Genomic DNA, 15,392 nt, shown 5'->3' on the forward strand with positions numbered 1-15,392 from the left:
TCCCTCCCGTTCACGTCTGCGGCCACAACACGGCCAGCACCAGCAGTGCGAACTGCACCGCTGTCAGCAGGTACTGGCGCAGCAGCAGGCGACGCATGCCGGCCCAGCGCGCGTCCCAGCCCCGCAGGGGCGCATCGGGCGACGCGCGGCGCAGGCCACTGTCGTGCAGCAGCTGATCAGTGCGGCGCGCGGCGGCATCGCCGTCCAGGCGCTCATCGCGCAGCAGCTGCAGCAGGCTGGCGTCCAGCGCAACCCGCCACGCGTGGTACGTCTGGGCCACCCCTGCAGACATGCTGGCCAGCAGCAACCCAGCAGCGATCATCGCCAGGCCCGGCTCGGTGCCGAGCAGCAGCAATGCCACCAGCAGCAGCCCCAGCGACAGGCATGCCGGCCAACGCCCCTGCCGCAGCAGCAGCTGCATGGTCGCCAGATCGGGAACCGTGCTCATGCGCGCACTCCTGCCGCGTCGGTGATGGCACGCAGATGGGCCGTACCCAGCACGATGCCAGGGCGCGCAGCACGCACGATCGCCACCGCCGCGTCCGCATCGGCCGCACGACCACTGCGCAGCAGCCAGGTGGCCACGCTGGCGGCGCTGCGCGAATAGCCCAGCGCACAGCACACCAGCAACGGTCCGTGCGCATGCAGGCGCTCGATGGCCTCGGCCGCTTCGCGCAGCTGTTCCGGTGCAGGGACCACCAGGTCCAGCATCGGCACGCTGGCATACGCGGCGCCCTGCGCGCGACAGGACAGCTCGGCGCAGGCATCCACCACGCCCCCCAGTGGCGACGGCAACGCGCTGTTGGGAATGCGGCCCAGCCACACGCCGTCCAGCACCGGCACCGGCTGCGGCGCACGCCGCGTCCACAGCCGCGAGTTGATCCAGGCAGCGCCCAGGTACGGTGCCAGCAGCCATCGCGCGGCCATCGTCAGGCGGCCATCGGCGCGCTTCTGGAACACCGCTGTACCCAGCCCGGCATAGGCCAGCGCCACCAGCAGCAACGACGCCACCGGCCACAGCAGCCACAATGCGGCGCCACGCAGAAGCACCACCGGCACCAGCAATACAGCGGCCCCCAGCAGGTACAACGCTGCCAATCGCCAACGCCTCGCATCACGCGCGGTGTGCCAGGCCCGCAACGGTGGCGTGCCCTGCTCCGGCCACAGCCAGACGCACAGCCAACCGGCCAGCAGGCCGGTCGGGATATCGATGAAATGGTGCTGGAACGTGGTCAGCACCGAGACGCCGATCAGCAGTGCCCACACATGCAGTAGCCCGCGCCACGCGCCATGCAGGTACTGCGCGAACTTCACCCACAGCACGATCAACAGCACGATGTGCAGCGACGGCGCCTGGTTGAACGGCTTGTCGAAGCCCAGCAGCACATCGAACAGCCAGCCGAACACGCCGCCGATCTCCGGCCGTTCGAAGCTGAAGCGCAGCGGCCACAGCAGAAAACAGGTGACCGCGATGACCTGCGCACTGAACAGTCGCAGCGCATGCCGGTCCAGTTCCAAGCGATGCCGGCACAGGAAGAACGAGATTGCGTAGAACAGATCGATCGACCAGTACGGCACGATCGTCCACGGCACGAACGGGATGCGTGTCTCCCACGCGAACGCCATCACCGGCAGGGTGGCGTGGCGGCCGGCCATCCAGTTGGCGAAGCCGTAGCTTGCGAAGAAGAACGGACCCAGCAGGGCCAGCCACAGCAGGGCGCACCGCCAGGGGCGCCCTTCCGCGGCCAGCGGGGTTGCGGCGAGCGTCGCCATCACGCGGTCCGGCGCGCCAGCGACACGGTGAAGATGCCGAAGTCGTCGATGCGCTGCGCCACCTTCTCGAAACCGGCCAGGCGCACCAGCTCATCCATCTCCTGCTGGGTACGGCGACGCATCACCCACGCCGCGCCACCGCGATGGCTGGTCAAGGCGCGCGCGATGAATTCCAGCTGCGGGTGCCAGGGTTGGCCGGTGTAGGCCAGGTAGCCGCCCACCGGCACCGTTGCGGCAATGCCCTGCAGCGAGCGCAGCACGGCGTCGTTGTCGGGGAACAGTTCGTACAGGCCCGAGACCACCGCCAGTGTCGGTACTGGATCGACCTTGGCCAGTTGCGCCGGATCGAACGCATCGCCCTGCTCGAAGCGGGCGATGTCGGCCGCACCCAGGCGCTCGATCAACGCTTGGCCCTGGGTCACGTTCAGAGCGCTGAAATCACGCAGCACGATACGGTCGGCGCACTGTTCGCCCTGGCCCAGCGCTTCCAGCACATACCGGCCATGGCCGGCGGCCACGTCCAGCACACGCACCGGCGTGCCCTGCCCGCGCAGGCGCTGGGCAGCGTCGCGCAGCAGTTCCTGCAGGTGCTGGCCGCGCACGCGGATGCCACGCCAGCCGATCGCGTCCAGATAATTGCGGTCGACCATGCGGCCGAGCGGGCCCTTGCCGCGCGCTTGGTCGCGATAGATGTAGTCGAGCGTGCTGCCGGAATCGAAACCGGTCCGCAGGCCCAGCGCGATGCCTTCGGACAGCGTGCCGCCGAAGCGCAGGCCGCCACGCACCACGCGCCAGCGCAGGTCGGCCAGGCTGTTGCGCTCCGGTGGCCAGGCCAGGATCTCGGATTCTTCGAAGGTTGGCCCGTGACGGTGCGCGTCGCGCCGTGACAGCTCGCGCAGCGGCTCGGCAAAACGCGCCTGGATGAAGCTGCGGATGCGCGCCAGTGCTGGTGCACGATCGCGCTCACCCAGCGTGTCGTGGAAGAAGCCCGGCAGATGCACACGCTCCTTGATCGGGCTGGACAGGCGCTCGTAGAAGCGGTCCTGCGGGCCACGGTGCACGACGAAATCCGAGCCGGACACCAGCAGCTGCACCGGTACGCTGATCGCCTGCGCATCGGCCACGATGCGGTCGGCCGCCTCGTACAGGCCCAGCAGCACGCGCACCGAAATCGGCCGGGTGATCAGCGGGTCGGTGCGATAGCTTTCCACCCGCGCCGGGTCATGGGTCAGCCACTGCGGCTTGACGTAGCTGTTGACGAAGAAATTGCCGCGCAGCTTCTGCATCAGCGCCAGGCCCGGGCGTGCGAACGGCACGTACAGCTTCACCTTGAACGCCGGCGAAGCCATCACCAGCGCGCGCAGGCGTGGTGCGTAGTCGTGCACCCAGGTCGCGGCGACCACCGCCCCTACGCTCTGCGCGATCACCACGATGTCTTCCACCGCAATGCCGTGCTCGGCGCCGATGTGGGCGATGAAACTGTCCAGATCACGCACCAGCGCCGGGAAGCCCGGCGCATCGCCCCGTGCGCCCGGCGAACGGCCATTGCCGCGCGCGTCCCAGGCGAAGAAGGCGGTGTCGGGCAGGTCCAGCTCATCGACCAGGTGGGTGACCCGGCCGGAGTGCTCATGGCCGCGGTGCAGCAGCACGATGGCCTTGGTGGCCGGCGTTGCGGTGGTGCCCGCCCAGTACCGGTAGAACAGCGGTACCTGGTCGAAGCTGTGGAATTCCCGTTCCTGCGCCTGACGCATGCAATCTCCTGATTGTCTTCTTGTATCTGCTTGATTAATTCGACGAAACCGCTGCTTCCCGCAGTCCCCGACGGACGCGGTTGACCATCGTCAGCACGCACAGCACCGCCATGACCGCGGCCACGCCAGTGACCGTCATCGCGCCAACCCACTCGAACGCCAGCAGCAGGCCCAGCGCACCGATCACGAACGCGCGGTCGCTCTTGCCCATCGGGCCGTCATAGCGGCGGCTGGCCCCGACCATCAGCCCCAGCACCCCGGCGTACTCGCTCAGGGCCGCGGTCCAGGCCAGCAGCCACAGCGCTTCCGGGCGCACGCCCGGCACGCTGAGCAGGCTCAGGTACAGCGCCGCATCGGCAACCACATCGCACAGCTCGTTCAGATAGGCGCCCAGCCGCGACTGCTGGCCGAACTCGCGGGCCAGCATGCCGTCCACGGCGTTGAGCGCCATGCGCAGCAGCATCCACAGTGGCAGCAGCAGGTACAGCAGGGGCTGCGCCGGCGCGCAGCACCACACGGCCGCAGCCACCAGCAGCGAGACCACGGCAGCGGCCATGGTCACCGTGTTGGCGGTGATCCCCCTGCGGTACAGGCCGCGTACGGCCGGACGCAACAGGTCCTGGAAACGTCCCTTCAATGCATAGATCGACATGATCCGTACCCGCTGATCCTTGGCAGTGCGGGCACAGCCTACCCCATCGTTGGCAGATTCCGGCAACCCTGCTCTGGTCCGCAGGCCAGCCCCCGGATCGGGCCGGATCGGTGTGCCCGACCCGGCCTTGCGTCGATCGCCACGGCAAATTACCCCTTCCAGCGCCCGCCACCGGCCCCCACCGCCTACAATATCGGCCCCGCTCCGCTGCCGATTCTGTCCCATGACTGCTGATCTGTTGCCCGTCCGCCGGGCCCTCCTCTCCGTTTCCGACAAGACCGGTCTGGTCGAGCTGGCCACTGCGCTGGCGGCACGCGGCGTGGAGCTGCTGTCCACCGGCGGCACCGCCAAGGCGATCCGCGATGCGGGCCTGGCCGTGAAGGACGTGGCCGACGTCACCGGCTTCCCCGAAATGATGGACGGCCGGGTCAAGACCCTGCACCCGATGGTGCACGGCGGCCTGCTGGGCCGTTCGGGCCTGGATGATGCGGTGATGGCTGAGCACGGCATCGGTGCCATCGACCTGCTGGTGCTGAACCTGTACCCGTTCGAATCGGTCACCGCCAAGGCCGACTGCACGCTGGCCGACGCGGTCGAGAACATCGACATCGGCGGCCCGGCCATGCTGCGTTCGGCGGCCAAGAACTTCGCCCGCGTGGCAGTGGCCACCGACCCGTCGCAGTACGCCGAACTGCTGGCCTCGCTGGCGGCCAACAACGGCCAGCTGACGGCCGCCACCCGCTTCGCGTTCTCGGTGGCCGCGTTCAACCGCGTCGCCCAATACGACGCGGCGATCAGCAACTACCTGTCGGCGGTCACCGCCACCGACGCCGCCGTGCCGGTGCGTGCCGAGTACCCGGCACAGATGAACTCCACCTTCGTGAAGATGATGGACCTGCGCTACGGCGAGAACCCGCACCAGAGCGGCGCCTTCTACCGCGACCTGCACCCGGTGCCGGGCACGCTGGCCACGTTCCAGCAGCTGCAGGGCAAGGAACTGAGCTACAACAACCTGGCCGATGCCGACGCGGCGTGGGAATGCGTGCGCCAGTTCGATGCACCGGCCTGCGTGATCGTCAAGCACGCCAATCCGTGCGGCGTGGCGGTGGGTGCCGGCAACGGCGATGCCTACGAGCTGGCCTACGCCACCGACCCGACCAGCGCCTTCGGCGGCATCATCGCCTTCAACAAGCCGCTCGACGCTGCCACTGCCAAGGTGATCCTGGACCGCCAGTTCGTGGAAGTGCTGATTGCCCCGGACTACGAGCCGGCCGCGCTGGAATACGCGCAGAAGAAGGCCAACGTGCGCGTGCTGCGCATCCCGCATGGTGATGGCCTGAACAACTTCGACAGCAAGCGCGTCGGCTCGGGCCTGCTGCTGCAGTCCTCGGACAACCGCGGCATGACCCGCGACGAGCTGAAGGTGGTCAGCAAGCTGGCGCCGACCGACAAGCAGTTCACCGACCTGCTGTTCGCCTGGAAGGTGGCCAAGTTCGTGAAGTCCAACGCGATTGTGTACGCCAAGGACAACCGTACGATTGGCGTGGGCGCCGGCCAGATGAGCCGCGTGTACTCGGCCCGCATCGCCGGCATCAAGGCCGCCGATGCGAACCTGGTGGTCGAGGGTTCGGTGATGGCTTCCGATGCGTTCTTCCCGTTCCGCGACGGCATCGACGCCGCTGCTGCCGCCGGCATCAAGGCGGTCATCCAGCCGGGCGGTTCGATGCGCGATGCCGAAGTGATCGCCGCCGCCGACGAACATGGCCTGGCGATGGTGTTCACCGGCGTGCGCCACTTCCGCCACTGATCCGCATCACGAAGCCGGGCCCTGCCCGGCTTTTCTCTTCCGTACCCGAGAACCCTGTCCCATGAAGATCCTCGTCATCGGCTCTGGCGGCCGCGAACACGCCCTGGCATGGAAGCTGGCCCAGTCCTCCCGTGTCACCGAAGTGATCGTGGCACCCGGCAACGCCGGCACCGCCAGCGAAGACAAGTGCCGCAACGTGGCGGTGAAAGTCACCGATATCGACGGTCTGCTGGCGCTGGCCCAGGCTGAAGGCGTGGCACTGACCGTGGTCGGCCCTGAAGTACCGCTGGTGGCTGGCGTGGTCGACCGCTTCCGCGCCGCCGGCCTGCGCATCTTCGGGCCGACCGCCGCCGCCGCGCAGCTGGAAGGCAGCAAGGCCTACGCCAAGGACTTCCTGGCCCGCCACAACATCCCCACCGCGTTCTACGCCGTGCACACCGACGTGGACGCCGCCCTGGCCTACATCCGCGAGAAAGGCGCGCCGATCGTGGTCAAGGCCGATGGCCTGGCCGCCGGCAAGGGCGTGATCGTGGCGATGACCCTGGCCGAAGCCGAGGACGCGGTACGTGACATGCTCTCGGGCAACGCGTTCGGCGATGCCGGTGCGCGCGTGGTCATCGAGGAGTTCCTCGACGGCGAGGAAGCCAGCTTCATTTCGATGGTGGACGGCGTGCATGCGCTGCCGATGGCCACCTCGCAGGACCACAAGCGCGTCGGCGACGGCGATACCGGCCCGAACACCGGCGGCATGGGCGCCTATTCGCCAGCCCCGGTGGTGACGCCGGAGGTGCATGCGCGGGTGATGCGCGAGGTGGTGAACCCCACCGTGCAGGGCATGATCGCCGACGGCATCCCGTTCACCGGCTTCCTCTACGCGGGCCTGATGATCGACGCCAGCGGCGCGCCGAAGGTGATCGAATTCAACGTGCGCTTTGGCGACCCGGAAACGCAGCCGGTGATGCTGCGCCTGCAGTCGGACCTGGTCGAGCTGGTGGAAGCCGCCATCGATGGCCGCCTGGACCAGGTCGAAGCGCAGTGGGATGCGCGCCCGTCGCTGGGCGTGGTGCTGGCGGCCAGGCCGTACCCGGAAGCGCCGATCACCGGTGACGTGATTTCCGGCCTGGACGACGTGCCGGCCAGTGCCAAGGTGTTCCATGCCGGTACGGCATTGGATGCGCAGGGCCACGTGGTCAGTGCCGGCGGTCGCGTGCTGTGCGTGGCCGCACTGGGCGACAGCGTGCGCGACGCGCAGGCCAATGCCTATGCCGGCGTGGCAAAGGTGACCTGGGCCAACGAGTTCCACCGCAACGACATCGGCTGGCGCGCGATCGCACGCGAGGGGTGAGGCCCCCCCCCGCTTCCATGCATGGCGCGGATTGAATACCACGGTAAAGCAAAGGCCCGGCATTGCCGGGCCTTTGCTTTACAGGACTGCTTCGAGACCCTTCCGATCAATCAGGTTCAAAAGCTTCAGCGACGGCCCGCTCGGCTTCTTCTCGCCCTGTTCCCAGCTACGGACCGTCGAAACGCTGGTGTTGAGCACACCTGCGAACACCGGCTGGCTAAGTTCCAGCGACGTGCGAAGTGCACGGATCTGGGCGCTGCTGTATTCGGGCACAGGCTCCAGACAAAGCGCCTCATACATGCTCATGCGCCGCTTGTCGATGAAGCCGCTGGCGTAAAGGCCCGCCGCGCCTTCATGCACCGCATCGAGGATCGCACTCTTTGCACGTCTATGTTCAACCGTCTTTGTCATGGCAAATCTCCTGCAGTTCTCCGCAGATAACTGCCCTGTCCAACTGTGCAGGGCTCATTCCCAAGAACTCAGACGCATACAGCTGAAGGGCATCCCGTTCCGCACTATTGATGGTCGCGCGCGCGCTCTTCTCGTAGCAGAAGAGAAAGAACCAGTAGCGCCCCACCTTGGTTGCGACAATAACGCGGGCGCTACCGCGCTTTCCGTGGCCCGGCAGCGCAACTCGCTTTTTGAGAAGGCCGCCCCCTATGTCTGCATCAATCAGTCCTTGACGCATTTCCACCACCGCGCGGCACAAGGCTCTATCGGTCAGTGAAGAACGTCGTGTACTGCGGTTGAAGCTTCGAGTGCGGAAGACACGTGACATGATCATACCGTGCCACCGAGTGGTACGGCGTGAAAATCAGCGTCCAGCGCATGCTCCGGTCGGCGCAGCTGCCGCCCTGGCGTCAGGATTGATCCACGCCATGCGTGGATGCGCTCCAAAAACAAAAAGGCCCGGCATCACCGCCGGGCCTTTCTTCATTCCAACGCCTTCCCGCTTACGCGGTGAACAGCGCCTTCATCTTCTTCAGCGCGTTCGCCTCAACCTGGCGGATGCGCTCGGCCGACACGCCGTACTCGTCGGCCAGCTCCTGCAGCGTCACCTTGCTGTCGGCGTCCAGCCAGCGACGGCGGATGATGTCGCGCGAGCGGGCATCCAGTTCGGCCAGGCCTTCGCGCAGCAGCTGCATCTGGTTGTCTTCGCTGTCCTCGCGCTCGTAGGCCATCGACGGGTCTTCGTCATCGGCAACCAGGAACGCAGCCGGCGACGGCGGTGCGTGTTCGTTGTCCTCGTCGGTCGGCGCGTCGAAACCGATATCGCGGCCGGACAGGCGCGACTCCATTTCCATGACTTCGCGCTCGGACACGTTCAGGTCCTTGGCCACCGCGCTCACTTCCGCCGCGTTCATCCAGCCCAGACGCGTCTTCGACTTGCGCAGGTTGAAGAACAGCTTGCGCTGCGCCTTGGTGGTGGCGACCTTGACGATGCGCCAGTTCTTCAGGATGAACTCGTGCATCTCTGCACGGATCCAGTGCACGGCGAAGGAGACCAGGCGCACGCCCATGTCCGGGTCGAAACGCTTGACCGCCTTCATCAGGCCGATGTTGCCTTCCTGGATCAGATCGCCCAGGGCAAGGCCGTAGCCGTTGTAACCGCGGGCCACGTGCACCACGAAGCGCAGGTGCGAATGCACCAGCTCGCGGGCGGCGTCCAGATCGTTGCCGTCGCGGAAGCGACGGGCCAGGTCCTGTTCGTCATCGACCGACAGCACCGGGATCTGGTGCACGGCACCGATGTAGGCGTCCAGCGAACCGAGCGCACTGGGAATCGGGAGATTGTTTGCCACAAGGGCAGTAGAGGTGTTCTGGCTCATAGGCACCCATCTTAGCAGTCCGGGATTTGGACTGCTAAAGGAGGAAAAAGTTCCAGCATCCTATTGATGCAACACTGGTCCCAAACAGAGCCCTACCGTAGCGCGATTTGATGACAGTGGCGAGCGCGCTTTTCGGGATTCACAATCCCTTGGAATTCAAGCAATTACCTGCCGGAAGCCGGCCGATTCCGGTCAAGCGGAGCTGAACGGGCCGTTCTGGAGGCCCATTCAGGCCAGGGAACGTTGTCCGGCGTTCAGGCCCGGCCGCCAGCCGGCGCTCAGAGCACCGAGCGCGGCGGCAGCGACCAGTCGATCGGGGCCTGGCCGCGACGCTGCAGGTACTCGTTGGCCATCGAGAAATGGCGGCAGCCGAGGAAGCCACGATGGGCCGACAGCGGCGACGGATGCGGGGCCTTCAGAACGCGATGGCGACGGGTATCAATGACCTTGCCCTTCTGCTGCGCGTAGGCACCCCAGAGCATGAACACCAAGCCTTCGCGTTCGCGGTTGAGCACGTCCACCACGTGATCGGTGAAACCTTCCCAGCCACGGCCCTGGTGTGCGCCGGCCTTGCCCTCCTCCACCGTCAGCACGGCATTGAGCAGCAGCACGCCGCGTTGCGCCCACGGGATCAGGCAGCCGTGTTCCGGGCGCGGGATACCGAGATCGCTTTCGATCTCCTTGTAGATGTTCAGCAGCGACGGCGGCACCGGCACGCCCGGCGGCACCGAGAAACTCAGGCCATGCGCCTGGCCACGGCCGTGGTACGGGTCCTGGCCGAGGATCACCACCTTCACCTGCTCAAATGGCGTGGCGTCGAATGCGGCGAAGATCTGCGGGCCGGGCGGGAATACCGCTGCGCCACTGGCCTTGCGCTGGCGCAGGAAGCTGGACAGCTCGCGCATCTGCGGCTGCAGGAGGTAATCGCCGACATGCTGCTTCCAGCTCGGTTCCAGCTGGATCGTCGGGGTGTCCGCTACTTCATCAATCATTGCACCACTTCATCGAATCAGGGGTCCATCGTTCAACCGGGCCAGGCGCAGCTGGAACAGCACCTTGGTGACCAGCAGCCGTTCTTCGATCGGCTTGAGTACCAGGTCGTTGGCGCCGGACTGCAGCAGCCCGGTCTGGTTGTGCGGGTTGCCGTCGCCGGTCATCACCAGCACCGGCATGCGGCGCTTGCCGTAACCGAAGTCCACGCGCACGCGCTGCACCACGTCGCGGCCGCTCAGTTCCCCCTTCAGGGTGACGTCGGTCAGCACCAGGTCGATGCGATGGCGGCTGCGGCCCAGCGACTCGGCGGTGAGCAGGGTGAACGCCTCTTCGGCGCTGACCACGTGCAGCACGTTCAACTGCTGGCGCTCGAGCATGCGCTTGGTGGCCTCGGCCACCACGCGGCTGTCCTCGATGTAGAGGATGGTCGCGCCGGGAATGGTCTGCGGCTGCACATAGCCGCGGATGAAGGTCGCCAGCGCCTCGTGGCCCAGCGCCTTGTCGAAATAGTCGGTGACGTACTCGGTGAAGCGACGCTGCTCCAGATGCTGCTGGGCATCGCCGGACACCACGATCACCGGCACGTAGGCCTGGCCGGCCGCTTCGCGGACCATCCGCGCCAGCGCCAGGCCGTCGCCATCACGCAGGGTCAGCGAGGTGGTCACCAGGTCCACCGGGCCCTGCGCCAGCGCCTGCTGCGCATCCTCGATGCTGTCGCAGCCGATCACCTCCACGCCTGGCAGGTCGCGCTGCAGGACGTCGGCGATCAGCTTGCGGACCAGCTTCGAGCCATCGACCACCATCACCCGCGTCGCGGGCCCTTCAAGGTGCTTCAGCGCTTGCGGTTGCATGCCGGTCTCAGGTGTCGGTCGGTCGGGTCTGGCGCAGGAAGTGGCCGGTGACCAGCCACGCACCCAGCCAGCCCAGCAGCAGCGTGCCGAGCAGGACCAGGCCCCCGTGCAGCAGGTCCAGGCCGTGCAGCACGAACGGGCTGCCGTAACTGCGCGAGAGTTCGGCCAGCGGTACGCGCAGCGCGGCACCGGCGGCGCCGATCAGCGCCAGCGCAACCGCGCCGGCGCCCAGGCCATACCACGCACCCAGGTACAGGAACGGGCGGCGGATGAAGCCATCACTGGCGCCGAGCAGCTGCAGCACGCCGATCTCTTCGCGGCGGGCCTGGATGTCCAGGCGCACGGTGTTGCCGACCACCAGCGCGGCACCGACGCCGAGCAGGACCGACAGCACCTGCACCAGCCGCGCGCCGAACGCCAGCCAGGCATCCAGGCGCTGGCGCCACAGTGCATCGTGCTGCACCAGGTCGGCCTCGGGCAGGCTCTCCAGCGCGCGTGCCAGGCGCGCGTCGTCCTTGCCCTGGCCGGGGGTGATCACCAGCAGCGAGGGCAGCGGGTTGTCATTGAGTGCGTCGATCGCCTCGCCGAGGCCGGCGTCGCGCAGTTCCTGCAGGCCCTGCTCGGGCGTGCGCACGTTCACTTCGGCCACGTCGTCGCGGTCGCGCAGCTGGCCGGCCAGGCGCAGCGCGCCGGGGCCATCGACGTTGCCCTTCAGGAACACATTGATGTCGCGCGACTGCTGCACGCTGCCGGCGAACTGCTTGAGGTTGTCCAGCGCGATCGACAGGCCCAGCGGCAGGGCCAGCGCCAGCGCCATGACCATCACCGTCAGCAGGGTCGCCCACGGTTTGCGGCAGGCACGGCCGAGGCTGAACACCACGCTGTGCGCGTGGTGCTGGAACCAGACGCCCACGCGCGAGGGGGCGGCGGCTTCGCTGTTTTCGTTCTTCGCCATGGGTTACTCCGCCAGATCCTGCGGCGAGATGTCATCCACCAGCCGGCCGTGGTCGAGGATCAGCACGCGCTTGCGCATGCGGCGCAGCAGCGGCAGGTCGTGGCTGACCACCAGCACGCTGGTGCCGCGCGCGGGCAGCTCGGCGAACAGAGCCATGATCTCCGCCGCCAGGGTCGGGTCGAGGTTGCCGGTCGGTTCATCGGCCACCAGCAGCTTGGGCTCACCGACGATGGCGCGGGCGATGCCGACGCGCTGCTGCTCACCGGCCGACAGCTGCGAGGGCAGCGCCTTCTCGCGGTGGCCCAGGCCCATCCGTTCCAGCACCGAGCGCACGCGCTTGCTGATGTCGCCACGGCGGGTGCCGCGCAGGATCAGCGGCAGCGCCACGTTCTCGGCGATCGAGCGGTCCATCAGCAGGCGGTGGTCCTGGTAGACCGCACCCACCGCGCGACGGTGGCGGGGCACATCGCCGCCACGCACCTTCAGCAGGTTGCGCTCGTCGAACACCACCGCGCCACGGCTGGGCCGCTCGTCCAGGTGGATCAACTTGAGCAGGGTGCTTTTGCCCGCACCGGAATGGCCGGTGACGAACAGCATCTCGCCCGGCGCGACCTCGAAGCTGACATCGGTCAGTGCCTCGTGGCCACCGGCGTACTGTTTGCTGACATTGTCGAAGCGCAGGACACTCATGCCCCGATTATGCAGGACCGGCGCGACGTCGTGGAGACGGTCACACGATCGGTAGTGCCGGCCGCTGGCCGGCAACCCACACAGCTGCCGGCCAGGGTGGGTGCCGACCGTTGGCCGGCACGCCCTTGAAGCCACCCGACCAACGGTCGGGTGCTACCCGCTGATCGGCAGCGCCGATCAGCTGCCCGACAGCATCCGGCGGATCTTGCGGCCGATGCGGGTCAGGAACGAATCGCCGGTATCAGCAGCCGTGCGCACCGGCTTGGCCACCACCTGCACCGGCGTGACCGGGCTGGCGCCATTGCCGGCGGCGTTCTGCACGCCCTCGGCACCTTCGACCGGACGACCGTGGCGACGGCGGCGGCGCTTGCGCGGCTTGTGCTCGCCGTCCGCAGCACCTTCCGGTGCGCCTTCGGCGCGCGGCGGGCGCGGCGGACGCGGGGCCTGGGCAGCGGCGCCTTCGGCACCGGCGGCCGGCGCGGCAGCGCCCTGCTCGCCTTCCGCGCGTGGCTTGCGCGGGCCACGCGAACGGCGTTCGCCGCTGCGCTCACCGTCACGGCCACCACGGCCACCACCACCACCGGAACGGCCGCCACTGCGGCCACCGCCCCGACGCTCTTCCTCGGCGGCACGGGCTTCGCGTGCTTCGCGGAAGATCTGGCCGACGCTTTCGTTGTCCTCGCCTTCCTCGCCTGCAGCCGGAGCCGGGCGTTCGGGGCGCGGCAGCGGGGTCAGCAGTTCCTTGGTGACCGGCTCGGACGGAATCTTCTGCTCGATATAGGCCTCGATGTCCGGCAGGCCCATGGCGTAGCGCTCGCAGGCGAAGCTGATGGCGTCGCCCTCTTCACCCAGGCGCGCGGTGCGGCCGATGCGATGCACGTAGTCTTCGGCGTCGAACGGCAGGTCGTAGTTGTAGACGTACTTGATGCCGTCGATGTGCAGGCCGCGCGCAGCCACGTCGGTGGCCACCAGGATTTCCAGCTGGCCCTTCTGGAAGCGGTTGAGCAGGCTCTCGCGCTTCTTCTGCGGCACATCACCGGACAGCACGCCGACACGGTAGCCGGCCTTTTCCAGCGAACGCGCCACGCGCTCGACGAACACCTTGGTGTTGACGAAGACCATGGTGCGCGCGCCTTCGCTGCGCGACAGCAGGCCCAGCAGCAGCGGGATCTTCTCGTCGTCGGCCGGGAAGTAGATGCGCTGGCGCACGCGCGCGGCGGTGATGGTCTCGGCTTCGACCACCAGCTTCTGCGGCTCGTTCATGTGCTCGTAGGCCAGCTCCAGCACGCGGTGGCTGAGGGTGGCACTGAACAGCAGGGTCTGGCGGGTGGTGCGCTCCGGCATGCGGCGCAGCAGGAAGCGGATGTCCTTGATGAAGCCCAGGTCGAACATACGGTCGGCTTCGTCCAGCACGCAGATCTCGCAGGCGTGCAGCGACACCACCTTGTGCTGCTTGACGTAGTCGATCAGGCGGCCCGGGGTGGCGATGATCACGTCCACGCCCTGCTGCAGCAGCTCGCGCTGCTTGTCGTAATCCACGCCGCCGTAGACCAGGGCGAAGCGCAGGCCCAGGTCGGAACCGAACTTCACCGCATCCTTGTGGATCTGGATGGCCAGCTCGCGGGTCGGGGCGAGGATCAGCGCACGCGGATCTTCCGGCTTGCGATCGGCCAGCGCCGGACGCGTCAGCAGGCGGTTCACGACAGCGACCAGGAAGGCCAGGGTCTTGCCGGTGCCGGTCTGGGCCTGGCCGGCGACATCACCGCCGGGCAGCGCGACCGGCAGGGTCAGCGCCTGGATCGGGGTGCAGCGGGTGAATCCGGCTCCTTCAAGGCCGGCCTGCAGGGCCGGGTGCAGCTCGAAGGAGGAAAAGGTCAAATCGGTCAGCGGTTTGTCGCTCATGAGTCCGTCTTGGTATGGCCGCCGGCCCGTGGGGCGGCTGGCACTTCATCGTCTAGGGGCACCGTCGCAAACTGCGGCCCCTGCGGCGGGTTGGCAGGCTGGGACCACCCGGTCCGCGCGCCGCACAATGGCCCAGTTTAACGCACTCGGGCCGGCAAACCGGAATGCCCTGTCTCACCAGCTGGAGAGACGGCGCGCCTTCATCCAGCCACACGGGACTTGAACGACCCCGCCGGTCCCGCTGGTGTCGCCCGCTGCCATCCCCATCTTCGGGAAGACAGTGAAATCCGACACATACCGGGCTTCGAAGCGATCACGATACGCTGGGTTCCAGCCGGCGCCTGTCCCCGCCCTGCGATAGGGGTACACTGCCGGCCGTGAGCGTCCAGGCATCCCGCCGAACGCACCGCGGCAGTGCGCCGCGAGGCAACGACGAGGGTCGCGCCACCGGGCATGGCCCAGTTCACCCACCTCCGGCATGGCCGGGTGCAATCCAAGACGAGAAACCAAGATGAGCGACAAGGTTGTACATGTCGGCGACGCCGACTTTGATAGCGCAGTGCTGAATTCCAAGGAACCGGTGCTGGTCGATTTCTGGGCCGAATGGTGTGGCCCGTGCAAGATGATCGCCCCGGCGCTGGACGAACTGGCCGATGCCTACCAGGGCCGCGCCAAGATCGCCAAGGTCAACGTCGACCACAATCGTGCGCTGGCCGCCAAGTACCACGTGCGTTCGATCCCGTACCTGGTCGTGTTCAAGGACGGCGAGAAGGTCGGCGAGCAGATCGGTGCGGTGGGCAAGGCCCAGCTGGCCGGCCTGCTGGACAAGGCCCTGGCCTGATCC

The 15,392-nt window shown here is 67.6% G+C and carries 15 protein-coding genes; 3 read left to right on the forward strand and 12 right to left on the reverse strand.

Features of this window, described 5'->3' with window-relative positions:
- Positions 1–10 precede the first annotated feature (10 nt).
- Genes AC5P68_RS17100 through AC5P68_RS17115 form a run of 4 tightly spaced genes read right to left on the reverse strand, consistent with a single transcriptional unit; the run spans position 11 to position 4,176 of the window.
- Positions 11–448, reverse strand: a complete 438-nt coding sequence (locus AC5P68_RS17100) for a hypothetical protein (protein ID WP_033834060.1) — start codon at positions 446–448, stop codon at positions 11–13.
- Positions 445–1,773 carry a phosphatase PAP2/dual specificity phosphatase family protein gene (locus AC5P68_RS17105; protein ID WP_288418980.1) on the reverse strand — a complete coding sequence of 443 codons (1,329 nt, stop codon included), beginning with the start codon at positions 1,771–1,773 and terminating at the stop codon, positions 445–447. Before AC5P68_RS17105 ends, AC5P68_RS17100 begins: the two co-directional genes overlap by 4 nt.
- Complete coding sequence (locus AC5P68_RS17110; RefSeq protein WP_288418979.1) at positions 1,773–3,524, reverse strand: bifunctional alpha/beta hydrolase/class I SAM-dependent methyltransferase; 1,752 nt, start codon at positions 3,522–3,524, stop codon at positions 1,773–1,775. Before AC5P68_RS17110 ends, AC5P68_RS17105 begins: the two co-directional genes overlap by 1 nt.
- Positions 3,525–3,558: 34 nt before the next feature.
- A complete protein-coding gene (locus AC5P68_RS17115; RefSeq protein ID WP_288418977.1) occupies positions 3,559–4,176 on the reverse strand; it encodes a CDP-alcohol phosphatidyltransferase family protein in 618 nt (205 codons plus the stop codon).
- A 223-nt stretch (positions 4,177–4,399) separates the two neighbouring features.
- On the opposite strand from AC5P68_RS17115, the gene purH reads away from it, so the two are divergent.
- Complete coding sequence (gene purH / locus AC5P68_RS17120; RefSeq protein ID WP_288418975.1) at positions 4,400–5,983, forward strand: bifunctional phosphoribosylaminoimidazolecarboxamide formyltransferase/IMP cyclohydrolase; 1,584 nt, start codon at positions 4,400–4,402, stop codon at positions 5,981–5,983.
- A 61-nt stretch (positions 5,984–6,044) separates the two neighbouring features.
- Complete coding sequence (gene purD / locus AC5P68_RS17125) at positions 6,045–7,328, forward strand: phosphoribosylamine--glycine ligase (protein ID WP_033834067.1); 1,284 nt, start codon at positions 6,045–6,047, stop codon at positions 7,326–7,328.
- 78 nt (positions 7,329–7,406) lie between these two features.
- Here purD and AC5P68_RS17130 read toward each other — a convergent pair whose 3' ends face one another.
- The 8 genes from AC5P68_RS17130 to rhlB all read right to left on the reverse strand — a co-directional run bounded on the left by AC5P68_RS17130 (position 7,407) and on the right by rhlB (position 14,548).
- The gene (locus AC5P68_RS17130; protein WP_005414661.1) at positions 7,407–7,739 is read right to left on the reverse strand and encodes a helix-turn-helix domain-containing protein; all 333 of its coding nucleotides are present in this window, start codon (positions 7,737–7,739) and stop codon (positions 7,407–7,409) included.
- A complete protein-coding gene (locus tag AC5P68_RS17135) occupies positions 7,723–8,106 on the reverse strand; it encodes a type II toxin-antitoxin system RelE/ParE family toxin (RefSeq protein WP_049403536.1) in 384 nt (127 codons plus the stop codon). The genes AC5P68_RS17130 and AC5P68_RS17135 overlap by 17 nt, the downstream gene beginning before the upstream one ends.
- Positions 8,107–8,281: 175 nt before the next feature.
- A complete protein-coding gene (gene rpoH, locus AC5P68_RS17140) occupies positions 8,282–9,157 on the reverse strand; it encodes an RNA polymerase sigma factor RpoH (RefSeq protein ID WP_005411269.1) in 876 nt (291 codons plus the stop codon).
- 278 nt (positions 9,158–9,435) lie between these two features.
- Complete coding sequence (gene ung / locus AC5P68_RS17145; protein WP_033834068.1) at positions 9,436–10,149, reverse strand: uracil-DNA glycosylase; 714 nt, start codon at positions 10,147–10,149, stop codon at positions 9,436–9,438.
- A gap of 9 nt (positions 10,150–10,158) precedes the next feature.
- On the reverse strand, positions 10,159–11,001 hold the full coding sequence (locus tag AC5P68_RS17150) for a response regulator (protein ID WP_033834069.1): 843 nt from the start codon (positions 10,999–11,001) through the stop codon (positions 10,159–10,161).
- 7 nt (positions 11,002–11,008) lie between these two features.
- On the reverse strand, positions 11,009–11,956 hold the full coding sequence (gene ftsX, locus AC5P68_RS17155; RefSeq protein WP_005414664.1) for a permease-like cell division protein FtsX: 948 nt from the start codon (positions 11,954–11,956) through the stop codon (positions 11,009–11,011).
- 3 nt (positions 11,957–11,959) lie between these two features.
- Positions 11,960–12,646 (reverse strand): cell division ATP-binding protein FtsE, encoded by a 687-nt coding sequence (ftsE, locus tag AC5P68_RS17160; protein WP_005411273.1) that lies wholly within the window; start codon positions 12,644–12,646, stop codon positions 11,960–11,962.
- Between the two features lie 177 nt (positions 12,647–12,823).
- The gene (rhlB, locus tag AC5P68_RS17165) at positions 12,824–14,548 is read right to left on the reverse strand and encodes an ATP-dependent RNA helicase RhlB (protein ID WP_049403517.1); all 1,725 of its coding nucleotides are present in this window, start codon (positions 14,546–14,548) and stop codon (positions 12,824–12,826) included.
- A 511-nt stretch (positions 14,549–15,059) separates the two neighbouring features.
- Here rhlB and trxA point away from each other — a divergent pair.
- Positions 15,060–15,389, forward strand: coding sequence for a thioredoxin (trxA, locus tag AC5P68_RS17170; RefSeq protein ID WP_005411275.1), 330 nt, complete (start codon positions 15,060–15,062; stop codon positions 15,387–15,389).
- Positions 15,390–15,392 lie beyond the last annotated feature (3 nt).

The organism is Stenotrophomonas sp. YJH_SMC_58, from assembly GCF_059369635.1.

Coding starts and splice junctions, on each gene's coding strand:
- AC5P68_RS17100 (WP_033834060.1), bottom strand. CDS start 448: ATGAGCACGGTTCCCGATCTGGCGACCATGCAGCTGCTGCTGCGGCAG.
- AC5P68_RS17105 (WP_288418980.1), bottom strand. CDS start 1,773: ATGGCGACGCTCGCCGCAACCCCGCTGGCCGCGGAAGGGCGCCCCTGG.
- AC5P68_RS17110 (WP_288418979.1), bottom strand. CDS start 3,524: ATGCGTCAGGCGCAGGAACGGGAATTCCACAGCTTCGACCAGGTACCG.
- AC5P68_RS17115 (WP_288418977.1), bottom strand. CDS start 4,176: ATGTCGATCTATGCATTGAAGGGACGTTTCCAGGACCTGTTGCGTCCG.
- purH (WP_288418975.1), top strand. CDS start 4,400: ATGACTGCTGATCTGTTGCCCGTCCGCCGGGCCCTCCTCTCCGTTTCC.
- purD (WP_033834067.1), top strand. CDS start 6,045: ATGAAGATCCTCGTCATCGGCTCTGGCGGCCGCGAACACGCCCTGGCA.
- AC5P68_RS17130 (WP_005414661.1), bottom strand. CDS start 7,739: ATGACAAAGACGGTTGAACATAGACGTGCAAAGAGTGCGATCCTCGAT.
- AC5P68_RS17135 (WP_049403536.1), bottom strand. CDS start 8,106: ATGTCACGTGTCTTCCGCACTCGAAGCTTCAACCGCAGTACACGACGT.
- rpoH (WP_005411269.1), bottom strand. CDS start 9,157: ATGAGCCAGAACACCTCTACTGCCCTTGTGGCAAACAATCTCCCGATT.
- ung (WP_033834068.1), bottom strand. CDS start 10,149: ATGATTGATGAAGTAGCGGACACCCCGACGATCCAGCTGGAACCGAGC.
- AC5P68_RS17150 (WP_033834069.1), bottom strand. CDS start 11,001: ATGCAACCGCAAGCGCTGAAGCACCTTGAAGGGCCCGCGACGCGGGTG.
- ftsX (WP_005414664.1), bottom strand. CDS start 11,956: ATGGCGAAGAACGAAAACAGCGAAGCCGCCGCCCCCTCGCGCGTGGGC.
- ftsE (WP_005411273.1), bottom strand. CDS start 12,646: ATGAGTGTCCTGCGCTTCGACAATGTCAGCAAACAGTACGCCGGTGGC.
- rhlB (WP_049403517.1), bottom strand. CDS start 14,548: ATGAGCGACAAACCGCTGACCGATTTGACCTTTTCCTCCTTCGAGCTG.
- trxA (WP_005411275.1), top strand. CDS start 15,060: ATGAGCGACAAGGTTGTACATGTCGGCGACGCCGACTTTGATAGCGCA.